A 21,817-nucleotide genomic window follows, 5' to 3' on the forward strand; every position below is an offset into this window, starting at 1 on the left:
ATGAAGCTTAAATTTTTAATTCTCCTTACTTTTATCATCACTGGTACGAACTATGCACAAGAGAAAAATGCCACGGGAGAATCGAATCCAAACGAAATAAAATCGGAAATACAAGTTATAGCCAGAGTGCAAAAAGACAGAATTCTGCTGCGATGGGCTGTCAGCAATGCGATGGCCTGGAAAAAACTGAATGCGTACGGGTACACCGTAGAGCGTTACACCGTTACCCGAAGCAACAAAACTTTACCAACTCCCGAAAAGGTGGTTTTAGTGAGTGCCTTAAAACCGGAACCACTGGAAACCTGGGAAAAACTAATTGAAAAGAATGACAATGCCGCTATTGTGGCACAAGCCATTTACGGGGAAAACTTTTCGGTTACCGGAACAGACAAATTAGAGAACATCGTTAACCTTTCAGAAGAGAACGAGCAAAGGTTTACGTTTGCCTTGCTAACTGCTGACAGGGATTATGAAATTGCCAAAAAAGCTGGTCTTGGATTTGAAGATAAAACGGTTAAACCAAACGAAAAATATGCCTATCGCGTAATTTCAAATGTACCTGAAAAGGAAGCCACTATTTCGTATGGCGGAATCTTTGTGGGATTAGAGGATTATCAGCCCCTTCCAAAGCCGATGGATTTTACTGCTCACTTTACGAACAACAGTGCGATGTTAAGCTGGAATTTTAAAATACTGTCGCATACTTATGCCAATTATTTTGTAGAGCGCTCGACCGATAAAAAAACTTTCGAAAGAATTACAGATAAGCCTTATACCAGTTTAAATCAGCAAAACACCAACAACAGTCAGATTTTCTATGTGGATTCGATTGCCAACAATAAACCGTACAGCTACAGAATTCAGGGAATTTCGCCTTTTGGTGAGTTAGGTCCCTATTCGCAGGTTGTCACCGGAAAAGGTGTCGAAATCTTAAAATATGTTCCTCATCTTACGGTGAAGGAATTTAAGGATGAAAATACCGTTACCTTAACCTGGGAATTTCCGAAGGAAGGAGAGGATGACATTACAGGATTTGAATTAAATCGTTCCGATACGGATGATGATGGTTATAAAACGGTGATAAAAAACATCCCTGCCAAGAGCCGCACAGTGACGTACAACAAGCTCTTATCGACCAACTATTTTACCATTACGGCCCTTGGAAAACAGGGCAACAACAGAACTTCATTTGCTATGCTTGTGCAGCCGGTTGATTCTATCCCGCCTTCGAAACCACTTGGTTTAAAAGGGGTAATAGACAGTTTGGGTGTTGTAAAACTAACATGGGATCCGAATAAAGAAAAAGATTTACTGGGCTATCGTATTTATAGAGGAAACACGGCCGAAGAAGAACTTACGCAGTTAACGGTAAGTCCGAGCGAGCCAACCTCTTATCAGGACAAAGTGCTTGTTAAAAGTTTGAATAGTAAAGTATACTACAAAGTTATTGCGGTAGATTATCATTACAATATGTCTGATTTCTCAGATGTTTTGATCCTTAAAAAACCGGATGTAATCCCTCCTACTTCACCTGTTTTTACCAGTTTTAAAATTAAAGAAGGGTCGATTTTTCTCGAATGGGTAAACAGCCAGAGCGAAGATGTGGCGGTACACCAATTGTACAGAAAAGAAAATGACCAAAAGGACTGGACGCTGATTCTGGAAACTAAGAACAAGGAAGAGAAGTTTCAGGATAAAACAGCTGTTGAAGGTAATACCTATCGTTACGCCATTTTTGCCAAAGATGAGAGCAATTTAGTTTCTAATCCTTCACCAGGATTAACCCTATTTGTGCCTAAATACTCGGTTATGCCAGCCGTGAAAGGCTTCTTTGCTCAGCCCAACAAAACGACAAATACCATCGATTTATCATGGGACTACTCGAACAATGAGGTAGATGGTTTTGAAATTTATAAAGCTTCAGATAAAGATGCGTTACAACTGATTCAGATTGTGACCGGTACTACCCGTTTTTTACCTGACCCGACTATTACAATTAATACCACATACCAATACGGTATCAGAGCAACATTTAAAGATGGAAGAACCTCTAAAATGGATTTTTTCACTGTAAAGTTCTAAGTACATGAAACCATTAATGACATACAAAAACATATTCCAAACCTTAAAAATAGCCTGTCTGTTTTTGACTGTTTTTGGTATGCAGCTAATCAATGGACAAACAACGTACAAGTATAAAGTGAAGTGGGATTTAAGGAAATCGGCAAGCAGCGGCCGTAACGTTTACTTTTATTTAAATACCGGCGATACCTACCCTTTCAACGGAACTTATGCCAATGCAAGTGCGACGTCCGGAAGCAGTTCATTTTCGTATGTTATAAAAAATTCAGGCGTTAGTCCGATGGACGGTGTTGTTGTTTCGACTAGTCCATTACGTCTTAGTGGAGCGGTTGATAACGGATCTTCGGGATTCTTTCAAAAACACGCACCCTTTATGACAGGTCCGTATTCCGGTTATTGGCAATCTAACTTTGCTTATAACTTTGATAATATTACAGTTACGCACAATACCCAGTTCGAATTCTTCTATTTGCAAACGCTTGTGGAGGTAAACAATTACAATGTTTCCAATTCAGAACTAAAACAATGCGAAACTTTCAATTTTACGGTAGCCGTTGTGGGTGAAAGCGGTTATATGACTTTTGCCGTTGAATATTATGATCCAAACAGTGCAGGTTGGAAAGAGCTATTTCCTTATGCATCAAGATCGGCGCAATACATCCCCATAACGTTTACCTCCATCCCTAACCTGCAATTGAATCAAAACTTTCAATTGAGGGCGAGATACACCAGAACCGGAAGCGGCGGCGCAAATGATTACTCTGATATTTTAACCTACAGGTTTATCCCTTGTTCTCCTAAACTGAATGGTGCACCGGTAACCGCTCAGGTCAAATGTTACAATCAACCGAATGGCGGTGTGACGTTAAATTTCCTTTCGGACGTTCCGTCAGGCCAAAAACTGCTTCTTACCTTATATGAAAATGGTGCTTACAGAAGCCACCGGTTTGCAAAAGATACAGAGGTTTCCAATAGAGCTTATACCTGGGACGGGCTTGCTCCGGGTTCATATACCATAAAATACCAAACGCAAAACGTTTCTGATCCCAACGCCACACTTGGTTCCAGTCCGGTAGAAACTCCGGTTTTCAAAATAGACAATACAGAGGCCTTAACTTTTAAAGCAACAGCCATACAACCCCAATGCAGCACTGATAAAGGCGGCGTTGAAATTTCAGTAAAAGGAGGCACACCTCCTTACTACTACATTATCGATAATGAAACGAAAAAAGAGCTCACTAACAATCCGGACATCATAAGTGTTACAACCGATGGAGATCATCAGGTGATTGTCGTGGACCGTTTTGATTGCATGGAAAACTAATTTAAAAAAATACGATACCTGTTTTAAACATTAAAAAATGAATATTTTACAAAAGACCATTTACATTTTGACTCTGGCCGCCTTTTTTGCGGCTCCGGTCATTTATGGCCAAACGGGTAAAATATTAATCGAAACTAAGTTAACAAGATATGGTCCTGACCTCAAATCCAATACGTATAGTGTAAACATTTCCGCTACAGGAGCGCCTGCTTTTGGTAAAGCCTATAACATTAATAATAACGACGATGATGAAAAGATTTTCTATGATTTAGTACAGTACGATCAAACGAAATACCCTCTTAAAATTGTTATCAACGGTTCTAATGTTGTTAAACCAACCCAATTAGGCGGACCAGAATGCAATCAAAAAGATCAGGCGACTTTAGTAGCTCCAAAAAGTGTCGCTATGGGAGCTTGTCACGGCCGTACCACCTTCCTGCTTTTAGACCTGCCGGAACCAAGTGGCTTAATTGGCAACTGTGGCAATTTTACCATACAAAAACAGGTTCAATTGTCGGGTGCAGGTTATTCGTGGCAGTACAAAAAAAGTACCGACACTCAATGGAAGTATTTTAACTATGGTACCCAATATACCGAAAATGGGCTAAACTTTAACTTCAAGGATGTTCCCGATTTGAAAGATTACACAGGAAACCTGTTTATCAAATTTGTTGTTGACTATGAAAATCTAAATACTTCTAAAATTGAAATCTATGAGTCGGATATTGCGACCTATAACATTATATCCTGCTCTCCAAAATTAGAGGCGACATCCGATCCAAACATTACTGCCTGCAATTACAGCAACGGTGAAGTTACCTTTACTTTTAGCCGACCGCTGGAAACAGGAGAAAAATATCTTTTCAATCGCGTTCCTGTAGGCAATGGTAATCCGAGTTCGGCAACTTCAGATGATTCTGAAGTAGAAAAAATTTCTGCACTTAGTTATAAATGGAAAAATATTGCTCCAGGGAAATACGATTTCAAATATCAGACACAATTTGGAAACAATACACCTTCTACAGTGTCAACCGTTACCAATTTTACAATCACTTCAAGAACGCCTGCATTAACTTTTAAAGCAGCAGACGTGCAGCCTGAGTGCAGTACCGATAAAGGTGGAATTCTAATTTCTGCTGAAGGAGGAATGCCCCCATATTATTACATACTTGACGATGAAACGGAAATAGTTAACAACATTACAGTACCCAAAAGAATCCCGTTTAGCGGTTCTTACTTAATACCCATTACAACGGATGGAAAACATAAAGTAATAGTCGTAGACAGCTTTAACTGTATAGAAAAATAATATTATATGATAAAAAAATTACTCTTATTTATATTCTTGTTAGGGAATCTGTTTGTTTACGGACAGACGGACTATGGAATTCTTGTAATTTCTACTTTATCACCCTCACGAGGATGGGACGGCAGTCATGCGGGCAGCTTAAGCCTGACATTGGGAAACCATTCCATACATAAAAGCAGTAATACCGGCGATCAGGAGGAAATTGAATATGATTTTTTCTATGTAACCGACAATCCTACCAAAATAGACTACAGAAGTGCAACAGCCGGAAACAAAAACGGTACCGATTGTCAGATTAAAGACTCTACTCCTTTTGATATCACTACTTTTAGCAGAGACGGTTTTGGAGGCTGTATTGGTGATTTTGAAGTACTAAGTTTGAACATCCCAATTCCTGTTTATCCGGAAACCAATCAAAAATGTGTTGAAGATGTCATTACTTTAAAAAATGGCTGGAATTGGCAGTATCAATTTGATGGTTTGAATTGGGCACCGTTTCCATCGCAATTTCAGGAAAAAGCATCCATTTCATTCCAGCTAAAAGATTTACCAAACTATAAAACTTCAGGTGATGTGCGATTTAGAGCCGGATATCAACAACAATTTGCCAAAATCGTCACCTATAATATTATACCCTGTTCTCCAAGATTAGACCATACTTCTGATCCAAACTATACCACTTGCAGTTACAGCAATGGCAGTGTAACCTTTACGTTTAGCCGACCACTGGAAACCGCAAAAGGAGAAAAATTCCTTTTCAATCGCGTTCCTGTTGGCAATGGTAATCCGAGTTCTGCAACTTCAGAGGAACCTGAAGTAGAAAAAATTTCTGCGCTTAGTTACAAATGGAAAAACATACCTGCGGGTGTGTATAATTTTAAATATCAGACACAATTTGGAAACAATACGCCTTCTACAGTGTCACCGGTAACGAAGTTCGAAATCAAGCAACGTACAGCCTTAACTTTTACGGCAACAGCCGTACAGCCAGTCTGCAGTACAGACGAAAAAGGTATACTTATAACAGCTACCGGGGGATCGAACTCTTACTATTACCTTTTAGACGGTGAGCCATTAGCACAAAAACATGCCTTTACAAGTCCTCATACCATAAAAATAACAATAGATGGTGCTCATAAAGTGATCGTTGTAGATGACTCTGATTGCATAGAAAAATAACATTATGAAGAAAATAATATATCTTTTTTTATTCACTGTAATGCTCTTATCCGGCAGTAAGAGTTATTCGCAAAAACTGTACATCGTCCGTCATAGTATGGGAAGCTGTGTCAACGAATGTGCAGCCTTACAGTCCTATTTTTTTATGTCTGGCAACACCTACATTGCACCAGTTGCGGAATTTGGAGATTATCATGTATTTAATCTCCCTCCAACCTATGTGGAACTTATTTCGATAGCCGATACCAGTTTTGGCTGTGCCTGGCGTGACCCTATGGCCTGTTATGAGCAAAGTACGATTGACATGAATAATTGTTTTTGGGGAATAACCAATGCCGTTTTACCCGAACCAAACGTAAATACCAACTTGTTTTGCGATAAAAAAACCCTTACCGCGATAAGCTGCCCGGGACCTTATCGTTTTTCATGGGAATACAGTACTAATGGTATTAATTTCACTCCAATGAACATTACTACTACCCCAAATCAAAGCTTTGAATTTGTTAAAGCCAATTATCCGGCCCTAAACGATTATACGGGAACTATAATTTTCAGGGTTTTAATTGACTCCGACCCAAATGCACCTGATGAAAATGTTTATTCTAATGTGGTTACTTACTATATCATACCGTGTTCTCCTACACTAGCTGCTACCTCAGACCCAAACTTAACCACTTGCAGTTACAGCAATGGCAGCGTAACGTTTACGTTTAGCAGACCATTGGAAACTGCAAAAGGAGAAAAACTTCTTTTAAATCGCGTTCCTGTAGGCAATGGTAATCCGAGTTCGGCAACTTCAAATGATTCTGAAGTAGAAAAAATTTCGGCACTTAGTTACAAATGGAAAAACATACCTCCGGGGAATTATAATTTTAAGTTTCAAACACAGTTTGGAAACGGTACTCCCTCTACTCCGTCGACTGTAACTACATTCGAAATCAAACAAAATACAGCCTTAACTTTTTGGGCAACGGCGATACAACCCGAATGCAGTGGCAACCTGGGTTTCATAGAAATACATGCTACCGGTGGAACAAGTCCGTACTACTACATTTTAGACGATCAAACCGAAGTTGTAAATGGCCAGACAGTCCCTAAAAAAATTGGATTTTCCGGTTACCACCAGATACCCATTACTACAGATGGCGGCCACAAAGTGATTGTTGTAGATAATTCCGATTGCATTGAAAAATAACATAATGAACAAAAAATTACTCTTATTTATATTCTTACTTGGAAGCCTGTTTGTTCAGGGGCAGACGGAGTATGCAATATTAATAAGATCTAAAATCAATCCACGTTCTGTTTGGCCACCGGGTGATAATGATGGGAATCATTACATTTCGGCAGGAGTAAACTCGTGCTCAATTGATTTTTATGGACAAAATGATAATGCTTATAAATACTGCTTTTTCTATATAACCGGCAATCCAACTGAATTGGTCTTTAATGAAATTATGAGTGCTTCTCAAATATGCGGATCAATACGCCGAACTTCAGTTTACAATAAAGATACCTTTTCTGGCTGGTTTTTTAGCGGATGTCTGGCAAATTCGCAAATAATGCCAATCCATATAACCCAACCCGATACCAATCTAAAGTGTAATGAAGATCCCATAACCTTAAGAAATGGCTGGAACTGGCAGTATAAATTAGACAATGGTCAATGGACCGATTTTCCTCCGCAATTTCAGGAGCAAGGATTAATTACATTTAAAATAAAAGATTTACCGAATTACACTAATCAATCGATAATTCGTTTTCAAACGGGTTATCAAACACAGTTTACGAATATAGTCACTTACAACATCATACCTTGTTCTCCAAAATTAGATAATACGTCTGCCCCAAACTTAACCACTTGCAGTTACAGCAATGGCAGCGTAACCTTTACGTTTAGCAGACCACTGGAAACCGCAAAAGGAGAAAAATTCCTTTTCAATCGCGTTCCTGTAGGCAATGGTAATCCGAGTTCGGCAACTTCAAATGATCCTGAAGTAGAAAAAATTTCTGCCCTTAGTTACAAGTGGAACAATATACCTGTAGGCCGATATGATTTTAAGTATCAGACACAGTTTGGAAACAATACTCCCTCTACTCCGTCGACTATAACTACATTCGAAATCAAACAAAATACAGCCTTAACTTTTTGGGCAACAGCAATACAGCCCGAATGCAGTGGCGACAGGGGTTTCATAGAAATAAATGCTGCCGGTGGAACAAGTCCGTACTACTACATTTTAGACGATGAAACCGAAGTTGTAAACGGCCAGACTGTGCCTAAAAAAATTGGATTTTCCAATGGCCACAAGATTCCCATTACTACAGATGGCGGCCACAAAGTGATTGTTGTAGATAATTCTGATTGCATTGAAAAATAACATAATGAACAAAAAATTACTCGTATTCCTATTCTTTTTAACAAGCCTGTTCGTTCAGGGGCAGAATGAGTATGGACTATTGATACGATCCACAATGAATTCCAAAACACCTGGTACTATGACGACCCGATACACCATTGAGGGAAGAAAAACTGAAGTACTGGTTTTTAGTACCCGTAATATACAGCCCCTAATTTCTCAGGAAATGGTGCAATATGACTTTTTTTACACTAAAGATATCAATGAATTGTATTTCTTAGCGCTCGAACAAAAAACCAACGGTCAGGTAAACTGTTCAAAGGAATATACCATTCCGTACAACCCGGCAGTGAGCACTCAGGAAAACTTTGGGGGCTGTGTGGGTAATTCGGTAGCCTGGACCATTCATCTTAAACAACCTTCCTCCAATAACCTTTGTGCCGACGATGTTGTTACTTTAACCAATGGATGGAACTGGCAATACCAATACGATGCGACGGGATGGAAACCCATGCCTTCTCAATTTCAGGGAAAAAGAGCCATTACTTTTAGCCTCAAAGACATTGGCGGTTACGATGGTAAATCCCAAATTTTCTTTCAGGCGGGTTATAAAACACAATTTACAAATACCGTTTTTTACAGTATTATTGGCTGCTCGCCCGAACTGGAAGAAAAAAAACCAGCAGCAACTGCTGTTGAATGCAGCAATACGGCCACAGGCAGTGCCACTTTAAAATTTAAGACGGGGCTAAAAGCAGGCAACAAACTTCTTCTTAATCTCTTCCATGCCAATCCGGTTGCTCCGGATACAGGCTTTATCACGAGTATTGATGCCTCAGAAAATGAAATTTCTAATAAAACCTATACCTGGAAAGGCATAGCGGCGGGTACCTATAAAATAAAATACCAGGCCCAAAGCACCTCTGATAGTGGAGAAAAAGTGGGTTTAAGTGCTATTGTTACGGATCCTTTTACCATAGACGAGAAAACACCTTTAACCTTTTGGGCAAAGGCCATACAACCCGAATGCAGTGGCAACAGAGGTTTCATAGAAATACATGCTGCCGGTGGAACAACTCCGTACTATTACATTTTAGACAATCAGACTGAAGTTATAAACGGCCAGACAGTACCCAAAAAAAATGAGTTTTCCGGTACCCACCAGATCCCCATAACCCTTGATGGAGGCCATACCGTTAAAATCATTGACAAATTCAATTGCGAAGAACAATAAATTCCCGAACAACCATACCATTATGAAAAAAATCTACTTACTACTACTGTTTCTTACGAGTTTATTGGGATATTCTCAAACTCCGGACCCTCAGCCGGCAGTTGACGGAGCCAGAACCATTACAATCACAACGCCAAAAGCAATTACAGTTACTGCTGGAACTTTGAGTTATGCGGATGCAAAAGAAAATGGCACCCCCAATGGTACGTTCTCTGTTGTATTTGAAGGCGGTACAGGCGACTACGTTTATTTCTTTACCAAAGACGGGCAGCCTTATACCCCGACTAACTGGAATTCACTGCCAGCCGGAAGCTATGTCATGTATGCAAAAGACAGAAATAAAGTTTGTACAAGTACTAATGTTCCTTTTATAATTTACGAACCTGGGAAATTAGTCGTTAGTACGCCAAAACCAACCAATATACCTTGTCCGGGAGGAACAGGTACTCTGACAGCATCAGCTATTGGAGGTTTTCCGTATAGCGCAACACCAATAAGCAGAACTTACAATTATACCTGGTATAAATGTGATGCAGCCGGAAATATTCTTAGTAAAGTTTCGGGACCAAGTACAACTTCTACTGTTTCGGGACAAAGTGCCGGTTATTATAAAGTTGTTGTTACCGATAGCAACAATAATACCGCTACAGGCCCTGTGGTCTTACTAGAGCCTAATCCTCAAATACAATCTACTGTAACTTCTAAAAAAGACGTTAGCTGTTTTGGCGGTAATGATGGAGAAATTACGATAAGCCTGAGCGGAGGATCCGGTACGCTTACCGTCCTTTGGAGTGACGGTGGTACTGGTGCAAACAGAACGGGTTTAAAAGCAATAGGTTATACGTATACCGTAAAAGATGAGAATAATTGTACTTTTTCCAACGGCATCATAACCAAAATTGAGCAGCCGCCAACGGCATTAGCCATTACAAACATAACACAAACACAGCCTACATCGACTGCTGCAACCGACGGTACTATTACAGTAACAGCCACAGGCGGAACTGCTCCGTACACCTATGTATGGACCAAAAATGGTCAGCCTTTTGGCGCTAATACCAATGGTGCAGGACTTACTACCGGTTTAGGAAATGGTACGTACCAGGTAACAGTTAGAGATGCAAAAGGATGTACTATCCCAAGCGGAATCGTCGAATTAAAGGCGCTGGCCGTAGTCTTGCAAGATCAGACCAACATTAAATGTAAAGGCCTGCCTACTGGTAGTATAACCGTAGTAGCAAGTGGCGGAACGCTAAACACTACTACCCCAAATTATAAATTTCAGTGGTTGTTAAATGGAACTGAAATGCCCGGCAAAGAATCGGCTACACTAAGCGGAATTCTTAAAGGAAATTATACGGTAAGAGTAACCGATGCTAATAACAGTATCTTCTCTATAGTTTATACCATCTCAGAACCTGCAGACGTTCTTACTATAACAAACTCAACTGCACAACGTCGTAATGTTTCCTGTAATGGTGGAACTGACGGAGCCATAGACGTTACTGTTTTTGGGGGAACTGGAGCTTACAGTTACTTATGGAGTAACGGAAGTACGGCTTCAAGACTGAGCAATGTTCCTGTTGGTACCTATTGGGTTGCCGTTAGCGATGAAAATGGCTGTCCTGCCCGATTAGACAATATCGTAATTACACAGCCTAATCCGATTGTTGTTCCGACTCCAGCCATTAAAGATGTGGCCATTTTTGGTCAAAACACAGGTTCAATAACATTCCCTGCAGATCCAACAGGAGGTACTTTGGCTTACCAATACAATTGGACTCGTGCCGGTGATCCTACTTTTCCAAGAACGACAAGAGATATTACAGGGCTGAAAGCAGGAACTTATCGCTTAGAAATTAGAGATGCTAATGCAAATGTTGCCGACAATACAGGCTGTATCGTTACAAAAGATTATACCGTAAAAGAATCGCACTTATTGGAAGTTGAAATTAAAGAAACCCAATTTATTAAATGTAATGGGAATTTTAACGGACAATTGACTGCTCTTGTTAAAGGCGGAATTGCACCTTACAAATATGTGTGGAAGAAAAATGGAGTGGTACTTCCATCAGAAACTAAACCGGAAATCTCAGGTCTTGGGGTTGGTCAATACAGCGTTACCGTAACCGATACGGCAAATCCTGAACCAGCTGGTCCTTTTGCAAAAGCAGAACAACTCAACTATAAACTCAACGAACCAGATGAATTAGTAGTAAAACTAACAAAGCAAACAAATGTTTTATGCTTTGGTGCCGCAACAGCTGCAATTGACATTACAATTTCAGGAGGAACCGGACCTTATACACAACAATGGACTAAAAACGGTGTGAATTATTCCACAGCGGATGATTTATCAAATCTTACAATAGGAACCTATACCGTTACCGTAAAAGATCAGACCGATCATGGCTGTATTGCAACACTTGATGTGCCTGTAGTAATCACACAGCCTGCCGCACCTTTAAAAATTGAAAGTGCAACCCTAATTGACCTAACCGGTTTTGAAACCAAAAACGGTAGCATAGCTGTAACCGTTTCGGGTGGAAAACCTAACTATAGCTATGAGTGGACAAAAGATGGTGATGTTACTATAATTGGATCAACTTCTTCCATCGGAAATTTAGCTATTGGTACGTATCATTTGATCGTAAGAGATGCAAATGGCTGTAGTCTTCCACAGGTAGATTACAAAATTACACAGCCCGACAAATTTGAGATCATTAGTATCACACAGACTCAAAATACAAATGTTGCCTGTTATGGCGATAAACCGGGTATATTTACTGCTGCCGTACGAGGCGGTGTAAAAGCGTATACTTTTGAATGGTTGAACACCACAACCGGAGTAAAACACAAACATACCGAAAGTACTAAAGACGATTTAACCAGTTCGGAGGCTATAGAATTAGGAGCCGGAGATTATGTCATTACCGTAAAAGACCAGCAAAACAATATTCTTTACGGAACAAACACTTTCACCATTACACAACCGGATAAACTGGCCTTTACCTTCACCAAAACAGAAGTATCCTGTTATAATGGAAATAATGGTACCGTGCAGTTAAACATCGTTGGAGGAACTAAGTTTGCCGACATCGCAAAACCGTACACTATTATAGCAAGCGGTGGAACAGTTGATGCTAAAAACGGACTTATTACGGGATTGTCTGACGGAAGTTACACCATATTCATAAGTGACGCCAACGGCTGTGTAACACCTGTACAAACTGCTACCATTACAGAACCTGCAAAAGCTGTATTTATTAACAGCGGAGTAGCCTCACCTACTACAGGTTATGGCCTGTCTACCGGTAAAATTGTAATTACTGTTGACGGTGGAACTCCCGGATATACCTACCAATGGAGAAATAGTTCGAACGCTGTTGTAGGAACCAACAGCCCAACTTTAAACAATGTCCCTGCCGGTGTTTATACCGTTTTGGTAACCGATGCAAAACTTTGTCCAACCTCAAACAGTTACACGATTGAGCAACCCACAAAACCACAGCTGACTGAAACGCATTTACAAGCAAAATGTAACGGTTTACTAGGTTCATTAGACGCTGTTGCCACTGGAGGAGCGGTCTACAACCAAAATCAAGCGGACAGAATTTACACCTATAAATTAAGAAATAAAACAACCGGAGCTGTAGTAACCATTATCAAAAACACAGCCGGTTTTACAAACATACCAGACGGGGACTACGCACTTACCGCTACAGATGCCGGTAATGTAGACTCGAATACCATTGACGTAACGTTTAAACAGCCAACAGCCGTTGTCGTAAGCTTAACTTCTAAGCTCCCGGTGAGCTGTTTTGCCGGACAGGACGGAGCAATTGCAATTGCAGTTACCGGAGGAACACCTTTTATCGTAAATGGTGCTCCGGTTTATACCTACCAATGGAAAAAAAGAAATACCGCAACCAACTCTTACGAAAACTTTACACCAACGGCATTAGATGCCCTTACGGAAGGTGATTATGCAGTTGAAGTTCGCGATGCCAATTACAATTCAAGTGATGCCACACATTGTGTTGGAATTTTCGAAAATATAATTATTACACAACCGGCAGATTTTGGATTTGATATTGATAAAATTACCTATATCAACCCTACTGCTCAAAATGGAAATGACGGTGCGCTGCATTTTGAAATTATAGGAGGAAAACCAAATTTTGAGTATAAACTCTACACTAAAAATGCACTAGGAAACGTAACCGTATTAAAAACGATTTCAAACACAGCTGCTAAAATGGTAGACTTTACCGGGCTTGTAAAAGATCATTATTACGTATCCGTTCAGGACGCGACCGGCTGTACCAAATACACTGATTTTGACTTTACCGATAATCCGTTAACCATCGCCATCCAGCAAACTCAGGACATGACTTGTTTTGAATCGAACAATGCTATCATAAAAGCAACCGTAGCCGGAGGTTTTGGAACTAAAAAGATTAGCTGGTACAGAAACAATACGTTATTGCCAAATGAAAACAAAGCCGAATTAACCAATGTAAAAATTGGTACTTACTATGCGGTTGTAAAAGATTTAAAAGCAATTGAAGTAACCACTGCTCCATTAACCATCACCCAGCCTGATTACATCACCTTTACAACGGTTCTTGAACCTGTAAAATGTTTAGGCGACAGTAACGGAACGATTTCCATCACCGCTGCCGGAGGAAACGGAATATTCAGATCCCGTTGTTTCCAAAATGGAACGCTGGTTAGAGACTGGACGAATTTTACTAACGGAACAAAAACAGTGATCAGCGGTTTAGCCGATGGTACATATACCGTTCAGGTACAAGATACCCAACAATGTAAAAGTACAGATGCGACTGTAAAAATTACATCGCCAACCGCTTTAACCATCAGCAATATCATGTCAACTCCTGCCACAGGAAAAGGATTAAGCAACGGATCTATTGCGGTAACCGCACAAGGAGCCAATGGCAGTTATACCTACAACTGGTTCAAAAAAGACGGTACAGCACTAAACCAAACTACTGCCACCGCAGTAAACCTGGCTGCCGGAACTTACTATATTGTGATCAAAGACGCCAAAAGCTGTAGTTTAACTTCTTCATTAATAGAAGTAACAGAACCACCACTTTTAGAAACCAGCGTTGCTATACAAAATGTTGTTTTATGTAATGGAGACCAAAACGGAAGCTTAAAACCAATTACTGTTGGTGGACTCTTAAAACCAGGCGAAAGCTATACCTACCAATGGTTTGCTCAAGGTAATGCAGCCGTATTGGCAACAACAACTGTTTTAACGGGTATCGGAAAAGGTTCGTACTATACCATCGCAACCGATTCAAATGGAAACAAGGCAACCAGCCAGATTTTCGTTGTTACCGAGCCTCAGGTGCTAAACAATGTACTTACTGCTGATTACACCCTTTGCGGTGATTTCAACGACTGGACGATTAACGCTACTCCATCCGGAGGAACACTTCCGTACACCTACATCTGGAATACGGGTGCTCAGACAGCTACCATTAAAAATGTACCACCGGGTTATTATTCCGTAAAAATAACAGACAAACACGGTTGTAGCATTACAAAAAATATGACCATCACAGCGCCTGTTCATTTGGCTGCTGCCGAAAAAATAAAAATACCAACCTGTTACGCCGGTTCTGATGCTACCATTACCGTGACCGCTTCAGGAGGAAAAGCACCTTATACCTATTTATGGAATACAGGTGAAACATCAAACGTATTGAGCAATGCTTCGGCAGGCAATTATAGCGTGACCGTTACCGACATCAAAGGCTGTATCATCAACCATACGTACACCATCGTTAATCCGCCAAAAGACATTATCAATATTGGAGAAGACGTAACCTTATGTTTTGATCAGACTTTAACCATCAACGCCACGATCAATGACGATAAAGCAACGTACGCCTGGACATCTGACAAAGGTTTCAAGAGCAACAAAGCCATCGTTACCGTTTCGGAACCTGCCAATTATACCGTTGTGGTGACCAACAAATTGGGTTGTGAGGCTACAGATACCATCAAAATATCAAGTCAGAACACTCCAATTAGTGCCGAATTTGCAGTTTCAAGTCAGGTATTCAAAAACGAGAAATTCATCATAGTTGACATTAGTAATCCGGATGCTGACGAAATCGAATGGGTAATCCCGGAAAACGCAACCGTAATTTCGAAAAACAAAGATTTTGCCGAAATCAGTTTTAGTCAGGCCGGAGAATATGACATTACCTTAAACACCAAAAAAGGAAACTGTACCGCTTTTCAAACCAAGCAGGTGCTGGTAACGGAAGGTGAATATGAAGAAAACAATCCGGACGAGGAGACTTTGAAGAAATTTGATCTGAAAATTTATCCAAACCCGTCAAAAGGAGCTTTTACTGTAGATGTACTGCTTGATAAAGTGATGCCTGCACATGTTAAGGTTTATAATTTGAGCAACAATTTGCTAATCGATTCAAAAACTCAGGAGGGCAAAGACAATTACCTGTTCAACTTTAGTCTTAACGGACTTCCTTCAGGAGTATATTTTGTGTTATTCGAGTCACAGCAAGGAAGTAAATTGAGAAAAATCATTATTCAGTAAACTTTACTTTATCCAGCAAGTAAAAATTATAAATTTCAAATATTAATGGAAATCAGGAAAGAACAATCCTGATTTCCATACCCATAAAGAATGATTTTAAAGAAAATAATTTTAATTACACTACTGCTTTTTACAGCTGCGTTTGGTTTTTCGCAAAACTTTAATGTGCAGGAACTAGGCAAAGCCAAGCTAATAAATGTGAGTGGTGGTGCATCTGCCAATACCGTATTCTATTCCGGAAATGCAGCAAGAGAACCCTTTAGTTACTTTTTGAACGGAAACATCAATTTCAACATTGCGAACCTGTACAACATTCCGCTTTCTTTTTCCTATACCAATCAAAAATTCGGGTACAACAAACCCGTTTTAATGAATCGTTTGAGCATACATCCGTCTTACAAATGGATTACAGCCCATATTGGAGACGTAAGCATGAACTTCTCTCCTTACACCCTGAGCGGTCATCAGTTTTCCGGTTTTGGAGTGGATCTGACACCACAGGGAAAATTTAAAATCAGCGCCATGTACGGACGACTGTTAAAAAGTAACGAATTTGATTCTGCCTATCCGGATATACTGCCAGCTTACAAAAGATTCGGTTATGGTTTTAAAACGGCTTATGCTTTAGAAAAAATCACCCTTGGACTTACCTTGTTTAAAGCCAGAGATCAAATCAACTCTTTAAACAATCCTGTACCATTTGAACTGGATGTCACGCCAAAGGAAAATGCTGCCATTAGTTTTGAAACCAATTTTAAACTTTTTAAAAAGCTACAAGTTTCTACCGAATACGCCAACAGTAGTATTACGGAAGATTTGAGAGTGGTACAAGCTGGAAAAGCGAAAGGAGTTTCCTCTTTCTTATTGGGCCGAAATAGTACTACCACAAGTTACAGCGCCTTCAAAGGACAGCTGGCGTACCCGGCCGGAAAAGGTACTTTAGGGTTAGGTTACGAACGTATTGATCCGAACTACAGAACCTTTGGAGGATACTATTTTAACAATGACTTAGAAAACATTACCGTTAATGCCACACAAAATCTGTTTAAAGACAAAGTGTCGCTTGCCTTAAATTTGGGTCTTCAGAAAGATAATTTAGAGAAACAGAAAGAAAGCCAGATGAAACGTTTGGTATCATCTGTTAATGCCGATTTCAGACCGAACCAAAAATTAAACTTTAACCTGAACTACTCTAACTTTCAATCGTACACCAACAGTCGTAATCAGTTCGATTACATCAATCAGGTTTCCAATTATGATTACTTAGATACTTTGAATTTCAGACAGGTCAATCAAAACCTGGGACTGACGGTAAATTATTTATTAAGAAGCGACAAACAACTAAAGAAAGCCATAAGCGCCAATTTCTCGATGCAGGATGCCGTAAACCAGCAACAAGGAAAAGCAGTTGCAGGCGGAGCTTCGACCTATTACAACTCTGCCCTTACCTATTCTCTTGGTTATCCGCAAAAAGATTTAAGCTTCAACGGTTCCATAAACAATACTTACGGACAAACGGATGGCGGGAAGAATTTTATTATCGGACCAACCATCGGAGCTTCCAAATTGTTTTTGGAGAAAAAACTAAATGCCACTGCTTCGACCAGTTACAACACCAGTTATAACAATGGCGAAAAGCAAAACGATATCTTCAATTTCAGATTGAACGGATCTTACATTTATCTTGAAAAACACAATTTCAACATGAGTGTCATCACCTTATTCAACAAAACAGCCACAGGCAAAAATAACGATCTGACGGCTACCCTTTCGTATACCTACTCTTTCGACAAGATCAAAATGCGTCCGAAAAGAGAGCCAAGAACCGAGGAAGACATGAACCTTAGTCCTATCCTGAAAATAAACCTTAACGGAAAAGCTTTGGAAGGAACACGTGATCAAATTACGGCCCAGCTCAAAGAAATGCAATTGGCTCTAAACCCATTACCGGAAGATGAAAGCACAAATTTAGAGCATTTACTCACACAGGCTACCCTTGCATCCGACGACAAACAGTTTAAAGAAAAAGTTTTAGATTATCTGGAAACCTACCAGACAGAAGCCGAAAACGTAAAAAAATACAACAACTACCTTTCGGAAGCAGCCAAAAAACTGGAAACAGAAATGAAAAACAAAGACGAAAGTCTTGAAAACGCCTATGTTGCCGCTATTGGAAGAGTAAACAGCCACAAACTACACGGTGTAGATGAAGCAGCTATTACCGACAAAACGGCGCACAAATCGTATCTCAAACTGGTAGAAAGAAGCAACAGCAACCACGATCAGTTAACCCGCCACCGATGGATGCTAAAAGAAATTTCGGCATTGGCCAAATTGCCGGCTGCCGAGATACAGCAAAATCCAACCGCGGTCGTTTTTAGCGCAGAGCAAGTGGGAGAAGCTTTTAAAGCAATAAAAGAAAAAAAATCCGGCCCTGAAATAATAGCTGATATCGAAGTCAAAATGATCCCGTTTTATCATGAAATCGCCCTTAAAAATGCAAAAACTGATGAAATCGATCTTAATCATATTCAAAAATAAAGGATTCAATACGAATACTAACCTGACAAAAAATGGATAAACCTCAATTACCCAAAATGCTGAAAAAACTATACCTATTGCTGTTGCTGCTGTGTTCCCTGACGGGCTTCGAAAGTTATGCACAAACCTTTCCAATTTCGGTCAACACCCAAATTACGCAGCCCTCGCCTATTTATCTGAGTAAATATGCCGATGCGACTACCATAAACAGTCCCATAAAAATTCAATTGGTACTTAACGATTTGACCATCTCAAACCGTCAGGTACGATTAAAACTTTACCTTCAGGGCAATGGAATTTCTTTTACCACCAATGACTTTGTTGTTGGATCCAGACCCTTGTATCTCGAAGGAGGATTTCCGCTACAGCTTACTAATGTTGATCTGGCCCCATACTTTCAGTACCAGAACCTGTTGGGATTAAATCCAAATCAATATGCGCAGCCCCTACCCGAAGGTATTTACAACCTTTATGTAGAAGTATATGACTTTGCTACAGGAAAAAAACTATCTAAAAAAACAGGTTCCACTACTGTTATTTTTCAAAACGATCCCCCTTTCCTGAACCTGCCTTTGAACAATGCTTCGATCATGCAGCAAAACATTCAGAACATTGTTTTTAGCTGGACACCGCGAAGCATCAATGTTAGTAATGTAGAATACGAATTTTCATTAGTTGAAATCTGGGACAATTATACCCCGGTTCAAAACGCCTTTGCTTATTCGCCGCCGTTGTACACCACGACGACCAAAATGACCACCCTGCAATATGGAATGAGCGAACCTCAACTGATTCCCGGTAAAAAATATGCGTGGCGTATAAAGGCAAAAGCCATTTATGGAGCCGAAGAAATTGGAGTGTTCAAGAACAACGGTTATACCGAAATATTCGCTTTTACTTACGAAGTATTTTGTACCTCGCCATTGGCTATTGCCACTTCGGGCATCAGCCAGGATCAGGCCAAAATAAGCTGGAGCGGTAACATCGACAACTTTGATTATCAGGTAAGCTATCGCGAGAAAAACGCCGGTTCGGAATGGTATAAAGCCGTAACACCGAGAGAAAATATTACCCTAAGTAACTTAAAACCCAACACCACCTACGAATATACCGTAGGATCCTCTTGTGACGTGGGCAAATACGTTAACAGTACGATATTTGAATTCACCACCATCGCCAAAGACGAAATTGCCTTTACAGGCTGTGGTATCAAACCAGACCCTAAAGATTTAGCAAATCAAACTCCGCTTCCGGAACTTTTCCCGAATGATGTAATCGCAGCGGGAGACTTCCCTATAGTCGTTATAAAAGCCACCGGGAGTAACGGTAACTTTTCGGGAGAAGGTTATGTCACGCTGCCTTTCTTAGAAAAGTTCAGAAAACTAATTGATGCTGCTGAAGCCTTAAGTCCAAAAGACGGAGAAGGCAACTCAAAATGGAACCTGAGCGAAAATACCCGAATCAAAATCACCTTTGACAACATTGGTGTCAATACCGATTTTAAATTAATCTCAGGAGAAATCGTAGCCGGTTATGACGCTAGTAACTGGGATAAATTTTTGGATGTTGATAAATTGGCTGATGATATTGCTAATGAATATGATCCTATTTTGGAATCTATTTTTGGACCAAAACCAGAAAAAGAAAAGACCGATAACCCTGCTTCTGACGAACAAGAAAATGTTGAACCAAATAATCCAACAATACCTTCTGAAACTACACCAGAGTACAATCCTATCACCGTTGTAGAGACAAACGAACCGGAGCCAACACCGCCACCAGTTTCAAATGAGAATCCTCCAAAAAATGAACCTAAAGAAGATCCGACATCAGCGCCAAGTAATAATAATGGACCGGATAATTCTTACTATATAGAATACAAAGGACAAAAATATTATAATAATGGTAAAATTAAGATACCTTTCGATCGCAATCTATTAGCCCATAATAGATTTAAAATGGGCAAATTAGAAAAAGATACAAATGTAAAATATGAACTAACTTATCAAAGTGAAAAAGGTATATTAGCGCAAAAAGTAGGAGACAATAGCTATCTGAATGTAATTGAATCTAAAACTGAAGCTGATTTTGATTTTAGTTATACTGGCGCTTTAAATTATAAATTAAAATCAACTGCCCAAATAGATAAATCTCCAAGTTTGTCTAATGAAATTAATCTAATAGTAAAGCCATTTAACTTCACAAACCTACAAGCAATTGATTTAGATAAAAAAAATAGAATAGCTAACACTAATGAGACATTGTATTACGTAGACACTGATGGGATCACAAAACCTAAAAACACAAAATTTAAGATTACAATTAATCCAAATATCGATATTGATCAAATTCCCAAGCATAAAATCAAATGGAAATTTAATGATATAGATATAGATAAGAAAGATGGTGTTAAAGATTTTGATAAAGTCGTAAATGTTGATCGAGACATAAAAGCAAATGTAACCACCGGTATTCCAAATTTTATAGAAAAAAATGTCAATATCAAATGGGTTGATTTTTATAAAATTGAAGCTGAAGTTGTTCCAGTTGGAACAAAAAATGCTTTAAAAATATTAAGCGACTATGTAAACAGAATTGGAACAGTTTTCCATAAATTAGACCCAAGTGGAGAATTAGAATTTAAAATTTCATATACAGGTGAGCAATATATAGAAGAAGACGAAAAAACAAGATTTTATAATACGATTAGAGAAGGAGGAATATCCGGACAAATAGGTTTTAGTTTTAAAGGAGTCAAGTACGGACTACCTTTAAGATTTGTAGATGCATACATTTATCTTAAACCAATTGTTTCAGTCTCTGTAGGTGGTAAAACGGTGTATGTAAAAAGAAATGATAAAACTGTCTACACTAAATCTTCTTCTAGTCTAACTTTTGGTCCTAAATTTGATTTGGAAGCGGGAGGCACAATTGGAATTAAAACAGGATCAGTATTAGACATTAAAGCAGAACCTTTTGCTGGTGTTTCTGCTTGGGGGGAAATTAAATATAATAGTTCAGAAAACGTTATTAATTCCACTGTAGGGGTCGGTAAACCTTTTGTGGGTATTAGAGGAGAAATAACTGTTGGAGGTTATTCCATAGTTCCGTCTGGAGAAGTTAAAAGAGTCTTTGAGGATATCAAAGCTGAGGTGCCTCCATTTAAAATCGATCTAAAATAATTAAC

At 39.5% G+C, this 21,817-nt stretch carries 10 protein-coding genes; all 10 read left to right on the top strand.

Features of this window, described 5'->3' with window-relative positions; all coding sequences use genetic code 11:
* The 10 genes from ACN1CN_RS03315 (at position 1) to ACN1CN_RS03360 (ending at position 21,812) form a co-directional block, all read left to right on the top strand.
* Positions 1-2,082, top strand: a complete 2,082-nt coding sequence (locus ACN1CN_RS03315; RefSeq protein WP_419134652.1) for a fibronectin type III domain-containing protein — start codon at positions 1-3, stop codon at positions 2,080-2,082.
* A gap of 4 nt (positions 2,083-2,086) precedes the next feature.
* Positions 2,087-3,406 carry a hypothetical protein gene (locus ACN1CN_RS03320; protein WP_419134653.1) on the top strand — a complete coding sequence of 440 codons (1,320 nt, stop codon included), beginning with the start codon at positions 2,087-2,089 and terminating at the stop codon, positions 3,404-3,406.
* A 37-nt stretch (positions 3,407-3,443) separates the two neighbouring features.
* A complete protein-coding gene (locus ACN1CN_RS03325; protein WP_419134654.1) occupies positions 3,444-4,715 on the top strand; it encodes a hypothetical protein in 1,272 nt (423 codons plus the stop codon).
* A 6-nt stretch (positions 4,716-4,721) separates the two neighbouring features.
* Complete coding sequence (locus ACN1CN_RS03330; RefSeq protein WP_419134655.1) at positions 4,722-5,894, top strand: hypothetical protein; 1,173 nt, start codon at positions 4,722-4,724, stop codon at positions 5,892-5,894.
* Between the two features lie 4 nt (positions 5,895-5,898).
* Positions 5,899-7,089 (top strand): hypothetical protein, encoded by a 1,191-nt coding sequence (locus ACN1CN_RS03335; RefSeq protein ID WP_419134656.1) that lies wholly within the window; start codon positions 5,899-5,901, stop codon positions 7,087-7,089.
* Between the two features lie 4 nt (positions 7,090-7,093).
* Entirely contained in the window at positions 7,094-8,275 is a 1,182-nt protein-coding gene (locus ACN1CN_RS03340) for a hypothetical protein (RefSeq protein WP_419134657.1), read from the top strand.
* Between the two features lie 4 nt (positions 8,276-8,279).
* On the top strand, positions 8,280-9,488 hold the full coding sequence (locus tag ACN1CN_RS03345) for a hypothetical protein (RefSeq protein ID WP_419134658.1): 1,209 nt from the start codon (positions 8,280-8,282) through the stop codon (positions 9,486-9,488).
* 22 nt (positions 9,489-9,510) lie between these two features.
* Positions 9,511-16,089 carry a T9SS type A sorting domain-containing protein gene (locus tag ACN1CN_RS03350; protein WP_419134659.1) on the top strand — a complete coding sequence of 2,193 codons (6,579 nt, stop codon included), beginning with the start codon at positions 9,511-9,513 and terminating at the stop codon, positions 16,087-16,089.
* A 90-nt stretch (positions 16,090-16,179) separates the two neighbouring features.
* Entirely contained in the window at positions 16,180-18,630 is a 2,451-nt protein-coding gene (locus tag ACN1CN_RS03355; protein ID WP_419134660.1) for a hypothetical protein, read from the top strand.
* Positions 18,631-18,662: 32 nt separating this feature from the next.
* On the top strand, positions 18,663-21,812 hold the full coding sequence (locus ACN1CN_RS03360; RefSeq protein WP_419134661.1) for a fibronectin type III domain-containing protein: 3,150 nt from the start codon (positions 18,663-18,665) through the stop codon (positions 21,810-21,812).
* Positions 21,813-21,817 lie beyond the last annotated feature (5 nt).

The sequence above is a fragment of the Flavobacterium sp. T12S277 genome, from assembly GCF_048514875.1.
GTDB lineage: Bacteria > Bacteroidota > Bacteroidia > Flavobacteriales > Flavobacteriaceae > Flavobacterium.

Excerpts from the sequence above, each read along its gene's own strand:
- ACN1CN_RS03315 (WP_419134652.1), top strand. The coding sequence starts at position 1 with ATGAAGCTTAAATTTTTAATTCTCCTTACTTTTATCATCACTGGTACG.
- ACN1CN_RS03355 (WP_419134660.1), top strand. The coding sequence starts at position 16,180 with ATGATTTTAAAGAAAATAATTTTAATTACACTACTGCTTTTTACAGCT.
- ACN1CN_RS03360 (WP_419134661.1), top strand. The coding sequence starts at position 18,663 with ATGGATAAACCTCAATTACCCAAAATGCTGAAAAAACTATACCTATTG.
- ACN1CN_RS03340 (WP_419134657.1), top strand. The coding sequence starts at position 7,094 with ATGAACAAAAAATTACTCTTATTTATATTCTTACTTGGAAGCCTGTTT.
- ACN1CN_RS03325 (WP_419134654.1), top strand. The coding sequence starts at position 3,444 with ATGAATATTTTACAAAAGACCATTTACATTTTGACTCTGGCCGCCTTT.
- ACN1CN_RS03320 (WP_419134653.1), top strand. The coding sequence starts at position 2,087 with ATGAAACCATTAATGACATACAAAAACATATTCCAAACCTTAAAAATA.
- ACN1CN_RS03345 (WP_419134658.1), top strand. The coding sequence starts at position 8,280 with ATGAACAAAAAATTACTCGTATTCCTATTCTTTTTAACAAGCCTGTTC.
- ACN1CN_RS03330 (WP_419134655.1), top strand. The coding sequence starts at position 4,722 with ATGATAAAAAAATTACTCTTATTTATATTCTTGTTAGGGAATCTGTTT.
- ACN1CN_RS03335 (WP_419134656.1), top strand. The coding sequence starts at position 5,899 with ATGAAGAAAATAATATATCTTTTTTTATTCACTGTAATGCTCTTATCC.
- ACN1CN_RS03350 (WP_419134659.1), top strand. The coding sequence starts at position 9,511 with ATGAAAAAAATCTACTTACTACTACTGTTTCTTACGAGTTTATTGGGA.